The 19,808-nt window shown below is 59.6% G+C and carries 25 protein-coding genes; 12 read left to right on the plus strand and 13 right to left on the minus strand.

Translation table 11 applies throughout. From position 1 onward, the window contains the following. Positions 1-3: 3 nt before the first annotated feature. Both BM225_RS21610 and BM225_RS13405 read left to right on the plus strand, forming a co-directional pair. The gene (locus BM225_RS21610; protein ID WP_143095390.1) at positions 4-219 is read left to right on the plus strand and encodes a hypothetical protein; all 216 of its coding nucleotides are present in this window, start codon (positions 4-6) and stop codon (positions 217-219) included. A gap of 9 nt (positions 220-228) precedes the next feature. Then, on the plus strand, positions 229-1,065 hold the full coding sequence (locus BM225_RS13405; protein WP_072704954.1) for a DMT family transporter: 837 nt from the start codon (positions 229-231) through the stop codon (positions 1,063-1,065). Here the strand turns inward: BM225_RS13405 and BM225_RS13410 are convergent. Next, positions 1,031-1,480, minus strand: a complete 450-nt coding sequence (locus BM225_RS13410; RefSeq protein ID WP_072704957.1) for an NUDIX domain-containing protein — start codon at positions 1,478-1,480, stop codon at positions 1,031-1,033. The two genes, BM225_RS13405 and BM225_RS13410, sit on opposite strands and share 35 nt — an antisense overlap. Positions 1,481-1,554: 74 nt before the next feature. Here BM225_RS13410 and BM225_RS13415 point away from each other — a divergent pair, with 74 nt between their 5' ends. Further along, positions 1,555-2,739: an alpha-D-ribose 1-methylphosphonate 5-triphosphate diphosphatase gene (locus BM225_RS13415; RefSeq protein ID WP_072704960.1), complete on the plus strand. Its 1,185-nt coding sequence runs from the start codon at positions 1,555-1,557 to the stop codon at positions 2,737-2,739. Here the strand turns inward: BM225_RS13415 and BM225_RS13420 are convergent. From BM225_RS13420 to BM225_RS13430, 3 genes are read right to left on the minus strand one after another with little or no spacing between them, the layout of a single operon-like run. Next, entirely contained in the window at positions 2,732-3,805 is a 1,074-nt protein-coding gene (locus BM225_RS13420; RefSeq protein WP_072704963.1) for a 5-(carboxyamino)imidazole ribonucleotide synthase, read from the minus strand. The two genes, BM225_RS13415 and BM225_RS13420, sit on opposite strands and share 8 nt — an antisense overlap. Further along, positions 3,798-4,286 carry a 5-(carboxyamino)imidazole ribonucleotide mutase gene (gene purE, locus BM225_RS13425; RefSeq protein WP_072704967.1) on the minus strand — a complete coding sequence of 163 codons (489 nt, stop codon included), beginning with the start codon at positions 4,284-4,286 and terminating at the stop codon, positions 3,798-3,800. Before purE ends, BM225_RS13420 begins: the two co-directional genes overlap by 8 nt. 48 nt (positions 4,287-4,334) lie before the next feature. Then, positions 4,335-4,559: a YdcH family protein gene (locus BM225_RS13430; RefSeq protein ID WP_072705386.1), complete on the minus strand. Its 225-nt coding sequence runs from the start codon at positions 4,557-4,559 to the stop codon at positions 4,335-4,337. Between the two features lie 159 nt (positions 4,560-4,718). Between BM225_RS13430 and BM225_RS13435 the strand changes: the two genes are divergently transcribed. Both BM225_RS13435 and BM225_RS13440 read left to right on the plus strand, forming a co-directional pair. Then, positions 4,719-5,132 carry an Hsp20 family protein gene (locus BM225_RS13435; RefSeq protein ID WP_072704970.1) on the plus strand — a complete coding sequence of 138 codons (414 nt, stop codon included), beginning with the start codon at positions 4,719-4,721 and terminating at the stop codon, positions 5,130-5,132. Between the two features lie 5 nt (positions 5,133-5,137). Further along, on the plus strand, positions 5,138-5,365 hold the full coding sequence (locus BM225_RS13440; protein WP_072704973.1) for a DUF1150 family protein: 228 nt from the start codon (positions 5,138-5,140) through the stop codon (positions 5,363-5,365). Positions 5,366-5,477: 112 nt separating this feature from the next. Here the strand turns inward: BM225_RS13440 and trxB are convergent, their stop codons facing one another. Further along, the gene (gene trxB, locus BM225_RS13445) at positions 5,478-6,428 is read right to left on the minus strand and encodes a thioredoxin-disulfide reductase (RefSeq protein WP_072704977.1); all 951 of its coding nucleotides are present in this window, start codon (positions 6,426-6,428) and stop codon (positions 5,478-5,480) included. Positions 6,429-6,644: 216 nt separating this feature from the next. Between trxB and BM225_RS13450 the strand changes: the two genes are divergently transcribed. Beyond that, positions 6,645-7,145: an Lrp/AsnC family transcriptional regulator gene (locus BM225_RS13450; protein ID WP_072704980.1), complete on the plus strand. Its 501-nt coding sequence runs from the start codon at positions 6,645-6,647 to the stop codon at positions 7,143-7,145. A 443-nt stretch (positions 7,146-7,588) separates the two neighbouring features. On the opposite strand, the gene BM225_RS21830 is transcribed toward BM225_RS13450, so the two are convergent. The 4 genes from BM225_RS21830 to lgt form a co-directional block, all read right to left on the minus strand. Beyond that, entirely contained in the window at positions 7,589-7,729 is a 141-nt protein-coding gene (locus BM225_RS21830) for a hypothetical protein (protein ID WP_177218628.1), read from the minus strand. Positions 7,730-7,861: 132 nt separating this feature from the next. After that, positions 7,862-8,617, minus strand: coding sequence for a peptidoglycan editing factor PgeF (gene pgeF, locus BM225_RS13455; protein ID WP_072704983.1), 756 nt, complete (start codon positions 8,615-8,617; stop codon positions 7,862-7,864). Between the two features lie 2 nt (positions 8,618-8,619). Beyond that, entirely contained in the window at positions 8,620-9,687 is a 1,068-nt protein-coding gene (locus BM225_RS13460) for a class I SAM-dependent methyltransferase (protein ID WP_072704986.1), read from the minus strand. Then, positions 9,684-10,553 (minus strand): prolipoprotein diacylglyceryl transferase, encoded by an 870-nt coding sequence (lgt, locus tag BM225_RS13465; protein WP_072704989.1) that lies wholly within the window; start codon positions 10,551-10,553, stop codon positions 9,684-9,686. Before lgt ends, BM225_RS13460 begins: the two co-directional genes overlap by 4 nt. A gap of 96 nt (positions 10,554-10,649) precedes the next feature. On the opposite strand from lgt, the gene BM225_RS13470 reads away from it, so the two are divergent. The 5 genes from BM225_RS13470 (at position 10,650) to BM225_RS13490 (ending at position 13,845) form a co-directional block, all read left to right on the plus strand. Then, entirely contained in the window at positions 10,650-10,895 is a 246-nt protein-coding gene (locus tag BM225_RS13470; RefSeq protein ID WP_072704992.1) for an accessory factor UbiK family protein, read from the plus strand. 298 nt (positions 10,896-11,193) lie between these two features. Further along, on the plus strand, positions 11,194-11,694 hold the full coding sequence (locus tag BM225_RS13475; RefSeq protein ID WP_072704995.1) for a type III secretion system chaperone family protein: 501 nt from the start codon (positions 11,194-11,196) through the stop codon (positions 11,692-11,694). A 60-nt stretch (positions 11,695-11,754) separates the two neighbouring features. Then, the gene (gene proC / locus BM225_RS13480) at positions 11,755-12,567 is read left to right on the plus strand and encodes a pyrroline-5-carboxylate reductase (protein ID WP_072704998.1); all 813 of its coding nucleotides are present in this window, start codon (positions 11,755-11,757) and stop codon (positions 12,565-12,567) included. After that, positions 12,560-12,898 (plus strand): tRNA-binding protein, encoded by a 339-nt coding sequence (locus BM225_RS13485; protein WP_072705000.1) that lies wholly within the window; start codon positions 12,560-12,562, stop codon positions 12,896-12,898. The genes proC and BM225_RS13485 overlap by 8 nt, the downstream gene beginning before the upstream one ends. After that, on the plus strand, positions 12,892-13,845 hold the full coding sequence (locus BM225_RS13490; RefSeq protein ID WP_072705002.1) for a 2-hydroxyacid dehydrogenase: 954 nt from the start codon (positions 12,892-12,894) through the stop codon (positions 13,843-13,845). The genes BM225_RS13485 and BM225_RS13490 overlap by 7 nt, the downstream gene beginning before the upstream one ends. 26 nt (positions 13,846-13,871) lie before the next feature. On the opposite strand, the gene BM225_RS13495 is transcribed toward BM225_RS13490, so the two are convergent. After that, positions 13,872-14,465, minus strand: coding sequence for a thymidine kinase (locus BM225_RS13495; RefSeq protein WP_092464802.1), 594 nt, complete (start codon positions 14,463-14,465; stop codon positions 13,872-13,874). Between the two features lie 130 nt (positions 14,466-14,595). Between BM225_RS13495 and BM225_RS13500 the strand changes: the two genes are divergently transcribed. Then, positions 14,596-15,045 carry a BrnA antitoxin family protein gene (locus tag BM225_RS13500; protein ID WP_177218629.1) on the plus strand — a complete coding sequence of 150 codons (450 nt, stop codon included), beginning with the start codon at positions 14,596-14,598 and terminating at the stop codon, positions 15,043-15,045. Positions 15,046-15,069: 24 nt separating this feature from the next. Here the strand turns inward: BM225_RS13500 and BM225_RS13505 are convergent, their stop codons facing one another. The 3 genes from BM225_RS13505 to carB are packed head-to-tail and all read right to left on the minus strand — an operon-like array spanning position 15,070 to position 19,752. Continuing rightward, complete coding sequence (locus tag BM225_RS13505; protein ID WP_092464804.1) at positions 15,070-15,516, minus strand: hypothetical protein; 447 nt, start codon at positions 15,514-15,516, stop codon at positions 15,070-15,072. After that, a complete protein-coding gene (locus tag BM225_RS13510; protein ID WP_092464805.1) occupies positions 15,509-16,366 on the minus strand; it encodes a hypothetical protein in 858 nt (285 codons plus the stop codon). Before BM225_RS13510 ends, BM225_RS13505 begins: the two co-directional genes overlap by 8 nt. 53 nt (positions 16,367-16,419) lie before the next feature. Next, complete coding sequence (gene carB / locus BM225_RS13515; protein ID WP_092464806.1) at positions 16,420-19,752, minus strand: carbamoyl-phosphate synthase large subunit; 3,333 nt, start codon at positions 19,750-19,752, stop codon at positions 16,420-16,422. Positions 19,753-19,808 lie beyond the last annotated feature (56 nt).

Raw genomic sequence — 19,808 nt, forward strand, 5'->3', positions numbered from 1 at the left:
GGTGTGCTGAACAGATCCGCGCTGCGTGATGTGGTGCCGCCCAATGCAAAGGCCGTACTCTATCAACGGCGCGGTGCGGGCCACAGTTTAGCGGATATGAAGGGCCGTGCGGTTGGACATCGGGGGATTGTGCGGGTCGCGTGTACCTTGGCGGCGGATGGGCGGGATCGCGCCATATTGATCCAAAGTGTCATGTCGGTCGGCCTGAAACTTGCATAGGGTGTTTCTATGCAGCTGATTGTTTTGACAACCCTCACCATGATCGCCTTTGCCGCGAACTCGATCCTGAACCGCATGGCGGTGGATGGGGCGGGTATGGCGCCGATGGCCTTTGCCGCCGTTCGGCTGGTGTCAGGTGCTGCGGTGCTGGTGCTTTTGACCCGCGCGCCCCTTGTTTTTAAGGGGCGAAGGCGGGGGATCGGGGTTCTGGCGCTGTTGGCCTATGCGGTCGGGTTTTCGTTGGCCTATGGCGCGTTGGATGCGGGGCTTGGGGCCTTGATCCTGTTCGGGATGGTCCAGATCACCATGTTTGCGGCGGCCGTTGCGGCCAAAGAGCAGATGCCCGTGCAACGTTGGGTTGGCGGGCTTTTGGCGTTCGGCGGCTTGGTTTGGCTGCTGAGCCCAGGCGAGGGGGCCGTACCCCTGTGGCCAGCGGCCTCTATGGCAATCGCGGGCGTGGCATGGGGCTTTTATTCTCTGGCAGGCAAGTCTGAACCGGATGCGGTCGCTGGCACGGCTGCGAATTTCTTGTTGGCTGCGCCGCTCGGTGTGCTGGCTTGGGCCGTCATAGGCGGCGGGTTGACCCCGATGGGCACTGTTCTGGCGGTGATTTCGGGGGCTGTGACCTCTGGCATGGGGTATGCGCTGTGGTATCGGTTGGTGCCGCAGCTTGGGGCCAGCCGCGCGGCTGTGGCGCAACTGACTGTGCCTGTGATTGCCGCTGGCATGGGGGCGTTGCTGCTGGCCGAGGTACCGAGCCTGCGGCTGATCCTGTCAGGGGCGCTGGTTTTGGGCGGTGTGGCCCTGTCGCTTAGTTCCGGATGGGCTCGAGCGGGTCGTAGCTGAGCCCCGTCTCGCCCCAAGCCACAGCGGCAAGACTGCTGGGTTTGACCTCTAGATCATTGATTTCTTCGCGTGTGACCCAGCGGCGCTGGGTGACGACGCCCTCTGGATCCTGCCACGCGGGGTCCAGTGTCGCGTCCTCAATTGTGCAGCGAAAGAACACCTCGACCTGATGAAAGCCCGAGTTCGGATCGTGGAACTCGTTGATCAGGCAGGGCTCTAGGACTGTCACATCCAATCCCGTTTCTTCCTTCATCTCTCGCATCAGGGCGCAGGGCAGGCTTTGGCCTGCGTTCACGCCACCGCCCGGCGCGCACATGAGGGCGCTGCGCCCGTTGGGCCACGCATTCACCAGCAGCAGTTTGTCATCATGCAGGATCACGGCGCGGACGGCCACGCGGGGGGATTTGGGCTTCATGGTCTTTATGCGATTTGAGGGCTATAGCGAGGGCGAGTCTGGACGTTGTACTAGGGGAAGGGCAAAGGACGCCCATGTCAAATCAAGCTTTGATCCTTGAAAACGGGGATGTTCTGAGGCGCGATGCCTTGGGGCGTGGTACCTTGTTGATCGCAGATGGTCAAATCGCCGAGGTCTATTGTGGAAACGCAGGGGCTACTGGTGGAAATGCCAACTTAGACGGGCGAAAAGTCGATCTGAGCGGCTGGACTGTCGCGCCCGGCATCGTGGATGTGCATGGCGATGGGTTCGAACGCCATGTGGCCGTTCGGCGCGGAGCACTGACCGCGATGGAGCATGGATTGTTCAGCGTGGAGGCTGAATTGGCCGCAAATGGCATCACCACAGCCGTTTTGGCCCAGTTTTACAGCTGGGAAGGTGGGATGCGGGGCCCTGAGTTCGCGGATCGTCTGTTTTCTGCATGGGAGCAGGCCGCGCCACAGGTGAAAACGGATCTTCGGCTGCAGCTGCGGCTGGAAACCCACATGTTCGAGCAATTCGACGATGTGCTTCGGCTAATCGACAGAACGGGGCTGCGATACGCCGTTTTCAATGATCATTTGCCACATGAGCGTTTGGCGGCCGGAAAAACGCCGCCGCGGCTGACGGGGCAGGCTTTGAAGTCCGGACGGAGTCCGGAAAAGCATCTGGAGAACATGAAACGGCTGCACGGTCTAAGTGACCGTGTCTTTGGCGAATTGCAGGCGTTTTCTGCTGAATTGACGAAACGGGGCGTGCAAATTGGCAGCCACGACGATGACACTGCCGAGAAACGCGCAAAGTTCCGGAGTTTGGGCGCGACTGTCAGCGAATTCCCCGAAACGATTGAAGCCGCGCAGGCAGCGCGGGACTCGGGCGATCTGGTTGTGATGGGTTCACCAAATATCGTGCGTGGGGCCAGCCATGCGGGCAAGGTCAGCGCACGAGAGATTGTGGCGATGGGGCTGTGTGATGCCTTGGCCTCCGATTACCACTACCCAAGCCCGCGCTATGCGGCGCTGGAACTGGTGAAAAAGGGCATCTGCGATCTGCCCGCCGCGTGGCGGCTGGTGTCAGAGGGGCCTGCCAAGGTGCTGGGTCTGACGGATCGCGGTGTGATTGAAGCTGGAAAGCGCGCCGATCTGGTGATTTTCGACCGCGACACGGGCCGTGTGGGCGCGACGATGGCGGGCGGAAAGATCACCTATATGACCTCTCCGCTCGCGGAGCGTTTTATTTAGCGCGGATCACGCGGTTGACGTGGCCCATTTTGCGGCCCTCGCGGGCCTCGGCCTTGCCGTAGAGGTGGATCTGGGTGTCCGCCTCTTTGGCCAGTTCGGGCCAAGTGTGCGCGTCGTCGCCGATCAGGTTGGTCATGACCACATCAGCGTGGCGTGCGCCATCACCAAGGGGCCAGCCCGCGACGGCGCGGATGTGCTGTTCGAACTGGTCCACGGCGCAGCCCGCTTGGGTCCAGTGGCCCGAGTTGTGTACGCGCGGCGCGATCTCGTTCACCACAAGTCCTTGGGGTGTCACGAAAAGTTCCACGCCCATCACGCCAACATAGCCCAGACGGTTCAGGATCTGACCCGCCAGCAGAACGGCGTCGGTGCGCTGCTTGCCGGTCAGGTTCGCGGGCACGGTGGTGGTGTGCAGGATGCCGTTGACGTGGACGTTCTCGCCGGGATCAAAGCACGCGACTTCGCCGGTGGTGCCACGGGCGGCAATCACGGACACCTCGTGGGTGAAGTTCACGAAGCCCTCATAGATCGCAGGGGCGCCGTTCATGTCGGCAAGCGCCTGTTCCGCGTCTTCGGGGGCCATGATGCGGGCCTGACCCTTGCCGTCGTAGCCGAAGCGGCGGGTTTTCAGGATCGCGGGGGCGCCGATTTCGTCCAGCGCCTCGGTCATGTCGTCCATGTCGTCGATCGCGGCGAAGGGCGCGGTTTTCAGACCCAGATCGGATAGAAATGCCTTTTCGGTCAGGCGGTCCTGAGAGACAGCCAGCGCCTTGCGGTTCGGATGGATCGGCTTGGCCGATTCCAGAATGTCCAGCGCCTCGGTCGGGATATTCTCGAACTCGTAGGTGACGACATCTACGGTTTCCACCCATGATTTCAGGGCGTTAGAATCGGTGTAGGCGGCGGTGGTCAGGCTGTCGCTGACTTGGCCAGCAGGGGCGTTCGGATCGGGGTCAAAGATCGCGGTACGCAGACCCAGACGGGCCGCAGCCAGAGCGAGCATCCGGCCAAGCTGACCGCCGCCCAAAATGCCAATGGTGCTACCGGGGGCGAGGGGCTCAGTCACGGACGGGCTCCTCTGCGATGGAGGCGGACAGGTCCGCGCGCCATTTATCAAGGCGTGCAGCCAGATCGGGGTCATTGACCGCCAGAATGCCAGCGGCCATCAGGCCAGCGTTTGCAGCGCCTGCGCCGCCGATGGCCATGGTGGCCACGGGGAAACCGCGGGGCATCTGCAGGATCGAATAGAGGCTATCGACGCCAGACAGCGCCTTGGTCTGCACGGGCACACCGATCACGGGGATACGGGTTTTTGAGGCCATCATGCCGGGCAAATGCGCTGCACCGCCAGCGCCCGCGATGATCACGTGCAATCCACGGTCCGCGGCAGTTTTACCGTAATCCCAAAGGCGGTCGGGGGTGCGGTGGGCGGATACGATCTTGACCTCGTGTTCAATCCCGAGGGCATCAAGCATATCGGCGGCTTCTTTCATGGTGGGCCAGTCCGACTGGCTGCCCATGATGATCCCTACGCGCGGCTGGGTCATTGGCAATCCTCTAGCAAATTGAGTGCGCCTTATAGCGCACACACTAGATTACGCAATAATGTCAGGGGTCAGTTGGTCGCGGATGCGTTCGATCCGGTCCTTGAGATGAAGTTTCTCGCGTTTCAGTCGCTGCAGGGTCAGCGCGTCAGCCGTGCCCTTTTCCTGCAGGGCTGTGATTGCCTCGTCCAGATCGCGGTGCTTGACCTTGAACACCTCCAGCTCATAGCGGAGCACTTCTTCTTCGGTCATGGAAATTTCGCTGCGTGCGTTCATTTTGGACACCGGATGTAAAAACAGAGCTCCATAGTACCAAGTCGTTAGGCTTTTCGCAAAGGTCTTGCGCACCGATTGTTGCGCTACCATATTTGGGGGGACAAGGCGGGTTGCCATAGCGGGGCCTGCCAGACGGTCGCTTGATATAAGGACATGTCGATGACGAAACTCACTCTTGGTGCGCACCCCTATTTGCTGGGGTTCGAACAACTGGAACGCCTGGTCGAACGAACCGCCAAAAGCGGCAACGAAGGCTATCCGCCCTATAATATCGAACAAACCTCTGACCGATCCTACCGGATTACGCTCGCCTTAGCGGGCTTCCGAGAGGAAGATTTGTCCATAACTGTCGAAGATCGCCAACTTGTTGTGCGTGGAAGGCAGCAAGATGACAGTGCAGAGCGGGTTTTTCTGCATAGGGGCATTGCCGCGCGGCAGTTCCAGCGTAGCTTTGTATTAGCGGACGGAGTCGACGTCGGCGAGGCCTCTATGGAAAACGGCCTGCTTCACATCGATCTGAACCGCACCGTGCCTGACGCGGTGGTACAGGAAATCAAAATCCGAAAGGGGTGAAGACTATGGACACCAAAGTCGATTTCATCAGCGGCGCCGAACGCAAGATCGTCTATGTTCGTTCCGTCGAGGTTGCTGACCTTCCCGAGGACGTTCAAGAGCAAGCAGAGGGGCTGACAACCTTGTACGCGTTGCACGACACAGACGGAGAGCGTCTTGCGCTGGTCCGTGACCGAGAGATGGCATTTGCTCTCGCTTGGGACAACGATATGGCACCGGTCGCGGTGCACTGAACCATTCGCCCGCTAAAGGGGCAAACAAGGCGGCCTGATGGGCCGCCTTTGTTATTTCATGAAGTAGTGAAAAAGGCTGCCATCGTGGGCAGCCTTTGTTGTTTTTGTAGGATTATTCCGCGTCGCCCTGTTCAGCAAGGAAGCGTTCCGCTTCCAGAGCAGCCATACAGCCCATGCCAGCCGAGGTGATCGCCTGACGGTATTTATCGTCGGTCAGGTCGCCTGCCGCGAACACACCGGGGATCGAGGTTGCGGTGCTGTCAGGCTTGGTGACCACGTAGCCGCCCGAATGGGTTTCCAGCACATCTTTGACCAACTCGTTCGCGGGCGCGTGGCCGATCGCCACAAAGAAACCGTCACACGCGATTTCGGTGATCTCGCCGGTGTCCACGTGCTTGGCTTTGACGCCAGTGACGCCAAGGGGCGCTTCGGTGCCGACGACTTCTTCGATCGCGTGGTTCCACAGAACCTCGATCTTCTCGTGCTTGAAGAGGCGGTCCTGTAGGATTTTCTCGGCGCGCAGCGAGTCGCGGCGGTGGATCAGGGTCACTTTGGAGGCGAAGTTGGTCAGGAACAGCGCCTCTTCGACGGCTGTGTTGCCGCCGCCGATGACCACGATCTCTTTGCCGCGGTAGAAGAAGCCGTCACAGGTCGCGCAGGCAGATACGCCGAAACCTTTGAACTTCTCTTCCGACGGCAGGCCCAGCCACTTGGCGCGGGCGCCGGTGGCTAGAATAACCGCGTCGGCGGTGTAGGTGGTGCCGCTGTCGCCGTGGGCCACAAAGGGGCGCACCTCTAGGTCCAGCTTGGTGATGTAGTCGCCGATGATTTCGGTGCCCATGGCGCGCGCGTGCGCTTCCATGTTGGTCATCAGTTCGGGGCCTTGAATTTCGGTGTGACCGGGCCAGTTTTCGACCTCGGTGGTGGTGGTCAGCTGACCGCCGGGCTCGATGCCCTGAACCAGCAGGGGCTCCAGCATTGCACGGCTGGCATAGACACCTGCGGTGTAACCTGCAGGGCCGGAGCCGATGATCAGAACCTTGGTGTGACGGGTCTCGGCCATAGGGCACCTTTCTGTCTTGCGTCTTTGTCTCAGGCGCAGGATATAGACGCCCCGCCGCGGTGGTTAAAGGGGCTGCTTGCACAAGTGATACGGCGCGAAAAGCAGCGCTGCCTTGCGCCTTGCGAAAGTCCGCTTAACTTTCTTGCGCTTTGTTGAAATATTGTTGCGCAGACTGTGGTAGGATGTATAAGGTTCGGAAAAAAGCAGGAAAGCCCAATGCCCGGAACACGACTTGATCCCATCGATCGAAGAATCCTGGCCGAGTTGCAAGCCGATGGCCGAATGACCAACGTTGAACTCGCAAAGCGCGTCGGAATCTCTGCACCTCCTTGTTTGCGCCGTGTCCGGACCTTGGAAGATGCCGGATACATCAAAGGGTATCACGCCGAAGTCGATGCCCGCGCGCTCGGCTTTGAGGTCAAAGTTTTCGCCAATGTCGGTCTGATCAGTCAGGCCGAAGCAGATCTGAGCGCGTTTGAGGCGCGCTGCCGTGCGTGGCCGCTGGTCCGCGAGTGCCATATGCTGAATGGCGAGGTCGATTTCCTGCTGAAGTGCGTGGCGCCTGACCTGTCGACGTTCCAGTCGTTCTTGACCGAAGAGCTGCTGAAGGCGGACAATGTGGCCAGCGTAAAGACTTCTCTGGTCATTCGCGGCGAAAAGGACGAGCCCGGCGTGCCGTTTGATGTCCTAGAGGAACGTCTGAGTCGCAGCGCCTGATCCGCGACGGAACCTGCGGGTTCGCGCGTATAGATATGGCAAAGGATGTCGCCCCGTGTCTGATGCGCGGGGCGTTTTCATTTGGGCTAGGGGGCTGATCGGGCAAAGAAAAAAGCGACCCCATATGACGGTTGAGGCTCCGTCGGGATCGCTCTTTGCTTTCAACACGCCGTTTCCGGCATAAACCGCGAGGCCTGCGGTCTGGAAGGACTGCCTCAGCGAGGCAGCGGCCCGCCATGAGCGGGGTTGCCTCATTGATGCCGTAATCTGACCGACGTGTCAAAGATTTGACGCAAGATTTTAGAAATTTCCCGATGTTGCACACGCATGGGAAACCAAAGCGCGTGCTGGGTGGGATTGTCTCTGTCTGCGTACCGAATGTGATGCCGTTCCTTGCAAAACCATGAGCTGGGTCTGGCACATATTGAGTCGATTGAAAGTGTTTAGGCGGACTTTCGAATCGGCTCTTCGCGCTTGGCGATTGATGCCTTGCGAGACTTGCCGCGTGTCCACGGCATAGGGGTTGCGCCTTGTTCCGATGCTGTTTTGAGCACCGATTGGATAAACCGGGTCTTGGTCTTCATGGTTGCCGCTCACATCTATTTATTTTTGCTTACGCTTAATGTGACGTTTGAATGCGGCGAACCTGTGGCAGATTGTTGGATTAAAGGCGGTGATCCTATGTTTTTGCAAAGGAAGCGCGCCCGCCTTGCACGTCAGAGGCGAATTGCTGAAATGAGGCGCCCGTAATCCGCTTCTCCAGCGTGGCAGGTGCGGCGGTAGGAATAGAATCGTTCAGGGTCCGAGTAGGTGCAATGTCCGGTCCACTGCGCGTCGCCCACGCCTGCGCTGCGCAGGCGGTGCAAGCCATAGGACGGGAGGTCGAACATCATGCGGTCGCCGGTCCCTTGGGCAAAAAAGCGGCTGTTTTCCATGTCCTCGGCGATGAAGTCTTCGAAGAATTCGGGGCCAACCTCGTAGGCGCGCTGGCTGATTGTCGGGCCGATCAGGGCGCGCGTGTTGGCGCGCTGCGCGCCAATCTGCTCCATCGCGTCGAGAGTGGCATCCAGAATGCCGCCGACGGCGCCCTTCCACCCCGCATGGGCCGCGCCGATGACGCCAGCTTCGGGGTCATGAAACAGGACGGGTTGGCAATCGGCCGTCAGAATCGCGATGGCGATCTCTGGGTTCTTGGTGACGATGCCGTCCGCCTCGACCGGGGCGTCCAGTGGGCCATCGACTGCAACAGCGGTGGCCGAGTGTGTCTGATGGACGGTGACCAAGTTCGGCGGGGTGACGCCCATCGCTTCGGCCACGCGGGCGCGGTTGATCGACACAATTTCCTTGAGGTCAGACGACCCTGCTCCGCAGTTCAGTCCGGCAAAGATCCCCGAGGATGCGCCGCCCTTGCGACCGAAAAAACCGTGCTGGGTGGGGGCAAGGAGGGGATCGGAAATGATGTCGAGCGTCATGATTATTCGCTGAGTCCTGCGGGAATTGGGGCGCCCTCGGGGTAGATCCCGAGCACTTTGAAGAGCGTTCCCATTTCTTCGGGGTGGGTCAAGCGGCGATGCGCGGCGATATGGTTTTCCAGAGGTGTTCCGGTCAGTTGCTTGGCCAGCGCCTGAGCGCGCGCAGTGATGCCGAGCCGTTCCAGAAACAGGCCCTGTCCCGTCAGTCGGGTATATTTTGCGGGGCTGGTGGCGGTTGCGATAGCCTCGAAATCAACGTGGGCGGTCAGGTCGGCGTGGCCGGGCATCTCCAGCGGGTCGGCGTATTTGTGCCGACGCAGCGCCTGAAACGTGTCCCCCTGAGAGCGCCAGTCGCCGTAGTCGATAATTAGCGCGACACCGCCATTCTTGGCGATCCGGCTGCCGATCTCTGCGGCCATGGCGTGGGCGGGGGCGCAGGTCTCTACCAAGTCACCCTCGACCGTGTCATCAAGCCGGTGGGCGAGCGCGTCCAAAGGCGCGGGCGTTGCACGGGCACGGGTCAGCCGCCCTTCGGCCGCGGTCACCAGAATTTCGCTCCAGCCATCCTGAGCGCGCTGGAACTGGCGGATCGGCAGAGCGTCAAAGAATTCGTTGGCCACGAGGTAGAGCGGCACATCGTCGGGCAGGTCTGCGCAGTGGTCGTGCCACGTGGGCATGTAGCCGGCCAAGCGCGCCGATTGCGCCTGACGCAGGGCGGGCGACGCCTCGACCAAATGCACCTCGGCGGCGGCATGAAACCCCGGCACGCGGCGCGTGGCGCGCAGGATGTCGGCCATCAAAGAGCCGCGACCGGGGCCAAGCTCTGCCATGACAAAGCGCTCTGGCGTGCCTTGATCCATCCACGCTTGGGCCAGCCCGAGGCCGATGACTTCGCCGAACATCTGGCTGATCTCTGGCGCGGTGGTGAAATCCCCCCGTGCACCCAACGGGTCACGGTTGGTGTAATACCCCAGTTCCGGATGTAGCAGGCACGTGCTCATGTAGTCAGCCAAGGAGATCGGGCCTTGGGCGGAAATCCGGCTCAGGAAATGGTCAAGCAACTCTGTCATGGGCGAATGCTATGTTTGCGGCGCGCGTAGGCAGCGATAAAAAGTCCGATCAGCAGCATGGGTAGGGACAAAAGCTGTCCCATACTTAGCCCGTAGTCCCCAACCCAGAGTGCGTAGCCATAAGGGTTGGATTCATAGAACTGCGGATCACTCTCGCGGAAGTATTCGACGATAAAGCGCGACAATCCATAGCCCGCAACGAATGTTCCGGTCACAATTCCCGGCGTGCGCAGGCATTTGCGGCCCCATACCATCCAGAGGATAAGCGCGCCAAGGATCAGGCCCTCGAGCGCGGCTTCATACAGCTGGCTGGGGTGGCGGGGCAGGCCAAGCGGATCGGTGGGAAAGATCATCGCCCACGGCACATCGGTCGGGCGGCCCCAAAGTTCGGCATTGATAAAGTTCGCGATCCGGCCCAGCAGCAGGCCTGTGGGCGCTGCCAGCGCTAGCGCATCGGCAAGGGGCCATTTGGGAATGTTGTTACGGGCGGCAAAGAGCCAAGCGGCCACGACAACCCCCGCAAACCCGCCGTGAAAGGCCATCCCACCATGCCAAACCATCAGGATTTCGGCCGGATGGGCCATGTAATAAAGCGGTTTGTAAAGCAGGACAAAGCCCAGACGGCCGCCCACAATCACACCAAGGATGATCCAAGTCAGCAGATCCTCGACTTGGCGCGGGGTCATCGGGGGCTGGTCGTTCTGCCACAGGCTCGGGCGCTTTAGGGCGCGCACGATGAGCTGCCAGCCGATGATCAGGCCAGCGATATAAGCCAGCGCGTACCAGCGCAGGGCGAACGCGAACCCGCCGATTTCGATCGAAAAGAGTTCGGGGGAAAAGTTGGGGTACGGTATAAGTGCCTGCATGTGCGTCTGTGTGCCGTTGTCTTTCAGGCGAAGTCAAGGTTGAGCCTGACGCCGTCACGCCCCATATAGAAGTCAAATGTAACGCCGGAGACACCAATGCAAACCAAGGGCAAGATTTTCGACGATCTTTCGCAACTGATGACCAACGCCATGGGTGTCGCCCAAGGCGCAAAGCAAGAGGCCGAGACCGCAGTCAGCTCTGTGCTGGACCGTTGGCTGGCCGAGCGGGACTTTGTCACCCGCGAAGAATTCGACGCGGTGCGCGCCATGGCCCAGAAAGCCCGCGAAGAGAACGAGGCGCTGAAGGCGCGTCTTGAAGCTCTGGAAAAAGGTCAGGGTTAAGAGTCACTTACCCGACTTTTGGGCGAAAATTGGATCAAGGGGCGGCGCATCGGTGTCGCCCCTTGACTCTTTTTGGGTCTAGTGGCAGCCGGCTTGCAAGTGGGCGGATTTGGGCGATTTTCCTGATCTATCCACAACTTATTGCGACTCGGCCTGCAGAAATCGCTGGACGAACGAATCAATAACCCGCACCATATGTCGTATAGAGAGCGGCGCTATGCCGCTTTTCCTTGAGCAGGCACCTAGCGCTTGGGGCGCTGCCACGTCCCAAAGCCATCTAAAAAATCGAGGTGACGGCATGGCGGTAACAGAAGAGTTTCTGAGCGACGATCTTCATCCGATCGACCTCGTGGAAACGTTAGCTGAAAACAGGGCTTGGGATTTCGACCGGGTCGGGGACAACCAGATCGCCATGGCGGTCGTGGGGCAGTGGCGCACCTATTCGATCACCCTCGCGTGGTCAGACTATGACGAGACCCTGCGTCTGGTTTGCACCTTTGAAATGGACCCGCCGCATCACCGGATGCCGCAGGTGTACGAGACGTTGAACCTGATCAACGATCAGGTTTGGTCTGGTGCGTTCAGCTACTGGGAAAAACATCGCCTGATGGTCTATCGCTATGGTCTGCTGCTGGCTGGGGGTCAGCTGGCGACGCCTGCACAGGTGGACTTGATGATCAGCAGCGCTGTGGCGAACGCAGAGCGCTTCTATCCTGCGATGCAGCTGGTGGCTTGGGGCGGACGCGAGCCTGCGGACGGCCTGCAAGTCGCCATTGCAGAGGCGTACGGCCGCGCCTAACCTGTCCCCAAATTCAGGCGGGGCGGGCTGGACCTGCCCCTGAGAAACGGGGATTTCCTTATGGATATGAAAGACGTGGCCGAACGCGGCCTTGTTCTGCTGGGATGTGGAAAGATGGGCTCGGCCATGCTGGCGGGCTGGCTCAAGGGTGGATTGCCGAACACATCGGTGTGGGTGATTGACCCGTTCCCCTCTGACTGGGTTCAGGCCCAAGGCGTCCACGTCAACGCCGATTTGCCTGCCAATCCCGCGCTGGTTCTCATCGCTGTTAAGCCCCAGATGATGGGCGAGGCTCTGCCGACATTGGCTGCGATGGGCAGCGATACGCTGTTCGTCTCGGTTGCGGCGGGGACATCTCTGGCCACCTACGAGGCCGCTTTGGGCGCGGACAGTGCGATCATTCGCTGTATGCCGAACACACCCGCTGCCGTAGGCCAAGGGATCACCGCGCTGATCGGCAATGCCAACGTTTCCGAAGATCAACTGGCCCTGTCCGAGGCACTTTTGCAGGCGGTTGGCCAGACCGTGCGATTGGAGAGCGAAGACCAGATGGACGCTGTGACCGCCTTGTCTGGCTCTGGTCCCGCGTACGTGTTCCACATGATCGAATGCCTCGCTGCGGCAGGAGAGGCCGAGGGGCTGACGCCAGAGCTGGCGATGAAACTGGCGCAGGCGACCGTGGCGGGGGCAGGGGCCTTGGCCGAAGGAGCGGATGAGACGCCCGCGCAGCTGCGCGTGAACGTGACCAGCCCCAACGGGACCACCCAAGCGGGGCTTGAAGTGCTGATGGACGAGAACGCTGGTTTGCCGCCTCTGGTCCACGCGACCGTCAAAGCCGCCGCTGAACGCAGTCGGGAGTTGGGCCGTGGCTGAGATCACCTATGACGATTTCGCCAAAGTCGACATTCGCGTCGGCCGCGTGGTCAAAGCCGAACCCTATCCAGAGGCGCGCAAGCCCGCGATCAAGCTTTGGATCGATTTCGGGCCCGAGATTGGGGAAAAACGCAGCTCTGCCCAGATCACCGTCCACTATGCGCCCGACGAGCTGGTCGGCCGCTTGGTCATGGGCGTGGTGAATTTCCCGCCGCGCCAGATCGGCAAGTTCATGTCCGAGGTTCTAGTTCTGGGCTTCCACGACGCCGACGATGCGGTCGTTCTGGCCACCCCAGACAAAGAAACCCCAATCGGAGCGCGCCTATGCTGAAGCTGTTTGTGACCCGCCCGTTGCCCGAAAAGGTCTTGGATGCCTTGGCCGAGCGGTTTGAAATGACTGTCCGTCCCAGCGAATTGCCTATGGAATTCGATGAAATGACGGCAAGTTTAAGTGATTATGACGTGGTTTTGTCCACGTTGCGCGATCTTTATAGCGCCAAGGTATTTGACGCCGTAGATAAGCCGCGCTGCAAGCTGCTGGCAAATTTTGGCGTTGGCTTTAACCATATCGACGTGGCTGCGGCCAAGGGCGCTGGCGTTCTGGTGACCAACACTCCCGGCGCTGTTACTGATGCAACGGCAGATATTGCGCTGACTTTAATGCTGATGGTCACGCGCCGCGCTGGCGAAGGTGAACGTTTGGTGCGCTCTGGTGGCTGGACTGGTTGGCATCCCACGCAGATGCTGGGAATGCACCTGACGGGCAAACGCTTGGGCATTCTGGGGATGGGGCGCATTGGTCAGGCCATCGCACGGCGCTGCCACTATGGGTTTGATATGACGGTGCATTACTGCTCTCGGACGCCCAAAGAGGCGGTCATGGAGACGTCTTGGCACAAGTCTGCGGCAGAACTGGCGGCTGCGGTGGATGTGCTGGTTCTGGCCGTCCCAGGCGGCGCTGAGACGCGGCATCTGGTGGATACCGAGGTGCTGAAGGCGCTGGGACCTGACGGGTATTTGGTAAACATCGCCCGGGGCGATGTGGTGGACGAGGCGGCACTGATTGCGGCGTTGGAAGCTGGAGACATCGCCGGTGCGGGCTTGGACGTTTACGAAAATGAACCAGCGGTTCCCGAAACGTTAATGGCCCGCTCGGACGTTGTTTTGTTGCCGCATCTGGGCACGGCGGCGCTGGAAGTGCGCGAGGCGATGGGGATGGTCGCGGTTGAGAACCTGATCGCGTTTGCCGAAGGGCGGGAATTGGTGAATCCCGTCTGATTTGGGTATTTTTACCAAGAAAGAGGTTAAGAGGTGATGGTCGCGTCGCCCGTGGCCTCTCGGAAATGGCGGCGGCAGAGACTGATGTAGGTTTCGTTGCCGCCAATTTGCACTTGATTTCCAGAGGTTTGGACGGTGCCGTCGGGGTTTTTGCGGATGACCATGGTGGCTTTTTTGCCGCAATGGCAGATTGTGCGGACTTCTCGCATTTCGTCTGCCAAAGCCAGCAATGCCGCCGATCCGGGGAAAAGTTTTCCAAGGAAATCAACGCGTAAGCCGTAGCACATGACCGGAATGGACAGATCGTCGACAATTCGGGCAAGTTGCCAGACTTGGGCTTCGGTCAGGAATTGAGCTTCGTCCACGAAAATGCAGGTGATCGGGCCGGATTTTAGGCGGGCAAGGACCTTTTCCTCTAGGTTTTCCAGTGGGTTGAAGGTATCCGCGTCCGCGCCGATACCGATGCGGCTGGCGATGCGGCCTGTCCCTGCGCGGCCGTCGATTTCGGCGGTCAAGAGATAGGTTTTCATCCCTCTTTCCAGATAGTTATGGGATGCCTGCAGCAAAACCGTCGATTTGCCCGCGTTCATGGTGGAGTAGTGGAAATAGAGCTTGGCCATGGCGCTTCTTTTAGCGTCTGGATCACGGCTGGCAAGCGTATGGCTGACGTACAGACGTTGCGTACGGTCGGGGCAGGGCGCTTTAACCGAATTTGCGGACTGTTAGGCATCCAAGTCGATGAGGTGTGCCATGCTGATCCCCGAAATCAAAACCCCCAAACAACGCGAACACTTTGGCTATCTGATGGATGTTCTGGCCCGACTGGAGTGGGACCTGCACCAGCCAATCATTAACGACAAACGCATCCCGTCTGACTGGCGGGACATGCTGAACCGGCGCGGGGCGGGGCGGAAGAAGAAGGTGACACTGTGGGTCGAAGAGGACGTTGTTCGGTTTTTCAAGAAACAAGGAAATGGCTACACCACGCGCATGAACGACGTGCTGGTCGCCTTTATGCTGTCGAAACTGTCAGGGCTGATCCACTCGCGGGATACGACCGAGGAATTTCTGGAAAGCGATATCCAGCGTAAGGACGAGATGCGGCCGCAGTTCGGGGATTATGATCGGGCCGAGGCGGATTTCGACGAGCGGTGCCGGATTGGGACTGAGGCTTGGCGGGCGAAGCAGGGGGAGTACTAATCTCCTCCCACAGTTGCTTTTGTCTTATAATTCAGCGACGCCGCATGCTGTTCGGTAGATGTCATACATGCACATAAATAAGAGCAGGATAACCCAAACTTGCAAAGCCATTAAACCGCTTCGCACGAAAATGTTGGCAGGCTCCATGCCAATGAAGAACAGAATGGCGAACGAGCCGAGAAACCCGGAGAACATGATGTTCATGTCATTTTTGATCTCGGACTTAAGTTCGTTGGCTGCCTCTTTTGCACTGTCACTGTCTGAATAGTTGTCTTTAATAAAGCGAGTGACAGAAGTAAGAACGCCAGCAGTTGAAGCTGTCATCACACTCAACAACACGCCGAGAATGGCTATCGCGTCTGGATCTGTGAGTTCTTGTATGAATTTATTATTTGCGATCCATTCCGGCCTGTAAATCACCATGCAGGCTAAGACTGCAGCGATAAAAAAGATAAAATTAACCTTAGCCATTCAATTTTTTCCAAAGCCAGTCCGCGATGCCCATAATTTTCGTGGGCTCCGCTTGTCGGGGCATCAATGTTTCCGGCGACGGAATTATAACCCGCTCATCGTGGCTACTGTATATGGTATGCCTACCATTTTTCATAGTTGCTTTGCCGCCGCCTTTTTCAATGTAGTCGATGGCATCTGAGATGAAACGTCCTTGTGGCCGAAGTTGGCCGGCTTTGTTCTTTAGAGAATATTCGCTTATTTCCGCATTCGTGGTTTGCTTGGCAACGCGATCGACTTGCTTGAGTTTGTCCAACGCCATTTCTGCCTTGAGGCCATTCGGGGGTAAAAATTCGAAAGATATCTCAGTAATATTGCCTTCATGTTTTTTCGCGAGTTTCCAGAAGTCTACAGCACGCGACATGAACTCTAGGTCTACATGCCAAGAGAGGCTCCGGCGCTCGCGAATGAATTGTGCGAAAAGTTGGTCTAGGATGTTACGCGAATTACCAACGTCAGATCGCTTTTCGAACAGGATGATTTGTTTATCAGGTGCTATATCGACTGAAATGAATGAAGCTTTGTAGCGCTTCGTTCTGGTCTGGGCAAATAGCTCATCTGGGCCGGATGCGACTGTCTCACTCACAGATTTTCCGATGAAGCCAGATATGATTGAAACGATCTGTGTTTCTTTTGGGCCGGGTACATAGTGATACAATGACCCTGCGTAGAAGAAATCAATACGGCGGGAAAATGCTTCGAGTAAGAATTCTTGTCTTGATAGTTTAGGTTCGCGATCTTTGCGATCCTTAGCCAGATTGCCGATAGTAGGCACGCTCAGCGAGAGACGAATAGCTTCAAACTTTGGCATAAAAAAGGGGCTCCGTTAGAACCCCTTTCTGATAGTTTCGATTGTGGTTGCGATCAACCCTGAAGCGATCTCACTTCGATATCGCCTTCTTCGCGGGCCTGCATGGCCAGTACGGCGGCGTGGGCGCCGGCGGCGGTGGTGAAGTAGGGGATCTTGTCATAGAGCGCCACCGAGCGGATTTCACGGCTGTCGGCGACGGACTGCGCGCCTTCGGTGGTGTTGAAGACCAGATCGATGCCGCCGTCCTTCATGATGTCGACGATGTTCGGGCGGCCCTCATAGACCTTGTTCACCAAGGTGGCGGGCACGTCATGGCCGGTGAGCCAGTCCGCGGTGCCTTTGGTCGCGACAATCTCGAAGCCCATTTTGGCCAGAAGCTGGGCGGCCTCGAGCATCTGGGCGGTCTTGTCCTCGGCCTTGATGGAGACAAAGACGCGGCCTTCGCGGGGCAGGATGGTGCCTGCGCCCAGCTGGGCCTTGAGGAAGGCGCGGGGGAAGCTGCGATCCCAGCCCATGACTTCGCCGGTCGAGCGCATTTCCGGCCCGAGGATGGTGTCCACACCGGGGAAGCGGGCGAAGGGCAGCACGGCCTCTTTGACCGAGAACCACGGCATGTTCGGGTCCGCGAGGGTCATGGGGTCGGCGATGGGCATCTCGGTGTCCATGTCCGAACCCTCGGGGTAGGAGGGGCGGAGCGGGAAGTTCGAGAGCGGCTCGCCGGACATGACGCGGGCTGCGATGGACGCGATGGCGCTGTCGGTTGCCTTGGCCACGAAGGGCACGGTGCGGGAGGCGCGGGGGTTCACCTCGATCAGGTAGACATCGCCGTCCTTGACCGCGAACTGGACGTTCATCAGGCCGACGACGTTCAGTTCGAGGGCGAGCGCGACGGTCTGGCGCTTGATCTCTTCGATGATGTCCTTGGGCAGCGAGTAGGGGGGCAGCGAACAGGCGGAGTCGCCGGAGTGGACGCCAGCCTCTTCGATGTGCTGCATGATGCCGGTGACGTGGACATCCTTGCCGTCGGACAGGGCGTCAACGTCGATCTCGGTCGCGCCGGAGAGGTAGCTGTCCAAGAGGACGGGGCTGTCGCCGGACACAACCACGGCTTCGGCGATGTAACGCTCGAGCTGGGGCAGGTCGCGGACGATTTCCATGGCGCGGCCCCCCAGAACGTAGGAGGGACGGATCACCAGCGGGTAGCCGATCTCTTCTGCGATCTTGAAGGCTTCTTCGTCGGTGGACGCGATGCCGTTGTGGGGCTGCTTGAGGCCGAGGCGGTTGACCAGATCCTGGAAACGCTCGCGGTCTTCGGCAAGGTCGATCGCGTCGGGCGAGGTGCCGAGGATCGGGATGCCTTCTTCTTCGAGTGCGTTGGCCAGTTTCAGCGGGGTCTGGCCGCCAAACTGAACGATGACGCCCTGCAGGTTGCCGTTCGACATTTCAACGCGCAGGATTTCCAGCACGTGCTCTAGTGTCAGGGGCTCGAAGTACAGGCGATCCGAGGTGTCGTAGTCGGTCGATACGGTCTCGGGGTTGCAGTTGATCATGATGGTTTCGAAGCCCGCGTCGGTCAGCGCGTAGCACGCGTGACAGCAGCAGTAGTCGAACTCGATGCCCTGACCGATGCGGTTGGGGCCACCACCAAGGATCACGATCTTCTTGCGGTCGCTGGGACGCGCTTCGCACTCGGGCTCGCCCATGACGGGGCTTTCGTAGGTCGAGTACATGTAGGGGGTCTGCGCTTCGAATTCCGCGGCGCAGGTGTCGATACGCTTGAACTGGGCGACGACGTTCAGGTTCTGGCGGGCGCGGCGCACTTGGGCTTCGTCGCGGCCGGTCAGTTTGGCCAAACGGGCATCCGAGAAGCCGAACATCTTGACGCGGCGCAGGCCTTCTTCGGTGACGGGCAGGCCGTCTTTCTTCAGTTCGTTCTCGACCTCCACGATTTCGCGGATACGGTCGAGGAACCAAGGATCAAAGGCGGTTGCGGCTTGGATCTGGTCGTTGGTCAGACCTTCGCGCATGGCCTGCGCAATGACGCGGATGCGGTCGGGGGTTTGTTCGGCCAGTTTCTTGGTCACGGCAGCGACGTCAGGCGCGCCGGGGATTTCGATCTCGTCAAAGCCGGTCAGGCCGGTTTCCAGCGAGGCCAGTGCTTTCTGCATCGACTCGTGGATGGTGCGGCCGATGGCCATCGCCTCACCAACCGACTTCATCGCGGTGGTCAGGTGCGGTTCGGAGCCTGCGAACTTCTCGAACGCAAAGCGCGGGATCTTGGTGACGACGTAGTCGATGGTGGGCTCGAACGACGCGGGGGTCACTTTGGTGATGTCGTTGTCCAGCTCGTCGAGCGTGTAGCCGACAGCCAGCTTGGCCGCGATTTTCGCGATGGGGAAGCCGGTGGCCTTGGACGCCAGAGCGGACGAGCGCGACACGCGGGGGTTCATTTCGATGACGACCATGCGGCCGTCCTTGGGGTTCACGGCCCACTGGACGTTCGAGCCGCCGGTTTCGACGCCGATCTCGCGCAGAACCGCGATCGAGGCGGTCCGCATCATCTGGTATTCTTTGTCGGTCAGGGTCAGCGCAGGGGCCACGGTGATCGAGTCGCCGGTGTGCACGCCCATGGGATCGACGTTTTCGATCGAGCAGACGATGATCGCGTTGTCCGCTTTGTCGCGGACCACTTCCATCTCGTATTCTTTCCAGCCCAGCAGCGATTCATCGACAAGGATCTGACCTACGGGCGAGGCGTCCATGCCGGTGCGGCAGTAGTGGATATAGTCTTCGCGGTTGTACGCCACGCCGCCGCCGGTGCCGCCAAGGGTAAAGGCAGGACGGATGATCGCGGGCAGGCCGATGTCTTCCAGCGCTTCGAGCGCGATGGCGACGCCAGCCTCTAGGTCATAGTGACCTTTTTCATTCTTGGGCGCGGTCACGATGGTCGCGCGGGGGTTTTCCAGACCGATCTTGTCCATCGCGTCGCGGAACAGGGCGCGGTCTTCGGCCTTTTCAATGGCTTCGCGGTTGGCGCCGATCAGTTCGACGCCGTGCTCTTCCAGCACGCCCATGTCCGCGAGGGACAGCGCGGTGTTCAGGCCGGTCTGACCGCCCATGGTGGGGAGCAGGGCGTCGGGCTTTTCCTTGGCGATGATCTTGGCCACGACCTCGGGGGTGATGGGCTCGATATAGGTGGCGTCGGCCAGACCGGGGTCGGTCATGATCGTCGCGGGGTTCGAGTTCACCAAGATGACGCGGTAGCCTTCTTCGCGCAGAGCCTTACAGGCTTGTGCGCCAGAGTAGTCGAACTCGCAGGCCTGACCGATGATGATCGGTCCGGCTCCGATGATCATGATCGAGTTGATATCGGTTCTTTTCGGCATATCGGTAATCCCCAGGCTGGCAGTTCGGGCGCGGAGGGTGCGCAAATTGTCGTGCG

It is taken from the genome of Donghicola eburneus (assembly GCF_900115865.1).
Lineage (GTDB): Bacteria > Pseudomonadota > Alphaproteobacteria > Rhodobacterales > Rhodobacteraceae > Donghicola > Donghicola eburneus.

Coding starts and splice junctions, on each gene's coding strand:
- BM225_RS13405 (WP_072704954.1), top strand. CDS start 229: ATGCAGCTGATTGTTTTGACAACCCTCACCATGATCGCCTTTGCCGCG.
- BM225_RS13410 (WP_072704957.1), bottom strand. CDS start 1,480: ATGAAGCCCAAATCCCCCCGCGTGGCCGTCCGCGCCGTGATCCTGCAT.
- BM225_RS13415 (WP_072704960.1), top strand. CDS start 1,555: ATGTCAAATCAAGCTTTGATCCTTGAAAACGGGGATGTTCTGAGGCGC.
- purE (WP_072704967.1), bottom strand. CDS start 4,286: ATGACCCAGCCGCGCGTAGGGATCATCATGGGCAGCCAGTCGGACTGG.
- BM225_RS13430 (WP_072705386.1), bottom strand. CDS start 4,559: ATGAACGCACGCAGCGAAATTTCCATGACCGAAGAAGAAGTGCTCCGC.
- BM225_RS13435 (WP_072704970.1), top strand. CDS start 4,719: ATGACGAAACTCACTCTTGGTGCGCACCCCTATTTGCTGGGGTTCGAA.
- BM225_RS13440 (WP_072704973.1), top strand. CDS start 5,138: ATGGACACCAAAGTCGATTTCATCAGCGGCGCCGAACGCAAGATCGTC.
- trxB (WP_072704977.1), bottom strand. CDS start 6,428: ATGGCCGAGACCCGTCACACCAAGGTTCTGATCATCGGCTCCGGCCCT.
- BM225_RS13450 (WP_072704980.1), top strand. CDS start 6,645: ATGCCCGGAACACGACTTGATCCCATCGATCGAAGAATCCTGGCCGAG.
- BM225_RS21830 (WP_177218628.1), bottom strand. CDS start 7,729: ATGAAGACCAAGACCCGGTTTATCCAATCGGTGCTCAAAACAGCATCG.
- pgeF (WP_072704983.1), bottom strand. CDS start 8,617: ATGACGCTCGACATCATTTCCGATCCCCTCCTTGCCCCCACCCAGCAC.
- BM225_RS13460 (WP_072704986.1), bottom strand. CDS start 9,687: ATGACAGAGTTGCTTGACCATTTCCTGAGCCGGATTTCCGCCCAAGGC.
- lgt (WP_072704989.1), bottom strand. CDS start 10,553: ATGCAGGCACTTATACCGTACCCCAACTTTTCCCCCGAACTCTTTTCG.
- BM225_RS13470 (WP_072704992.1), top strand. CDS start 10,650: ATGCAAACCAAGGGCAAGATTTTCGACGATCTTTCGCAACTGATGACC.
- BM225_RS13475 (WP_072704995.1), top strand. CDS start 11,194: ATGGCGGTAACAGAAGAGTTTCTGAGCGACGATCTTCATCCGATCGAC.
- proC (WP_072704998.1), top strand. CDS start 11,755: ATGGATATGAAAGACGTGGCCGAACGCGGCCTTGTTCTGCTGGGATGT.
- BM225_RS13490 (WP_072705002.1), top strand. CDS start 12,892: ATGCTGAAGCTGTTTGTGACCCGCCCGTTGCCCGAAAAGGTCTTGGAT.
- BM225_RS13495 (WP_092464802.1), bottom strand. CDS start 14,465: ATGGCCAAGCTCTATTTCCACTACTCCACCATGAACGCGGGCAAATCG.
- BM225_RS13500 (WP_177218629.1), top strand. CDS start 14,596: ATGCTGATCCCCGAAATCAAAACCCCCAAACAACGCGAACACTTTGGC.
- BM225_RS13505 (WP_092464804.1), bottom strand. CDS start 15,516: ATGGCTAAGGTTAATTTTATCTTTTTTATCGCTGCAGTCTTAGCCTGC.
- BM225_RS13510 (WP_092464805.1), bottom strand. CDS start 16,366: ATGCCAAAGTTTGAAGCTATTCGTCTCTCGCTGAGCGTGCCTACTATC.
- carB (WP_092464806.1), bottom strand. CDS start 19,752: ATGCCGAAAAGAACCGATATCAACTCGATCATGATCATCGGAGCCGGA.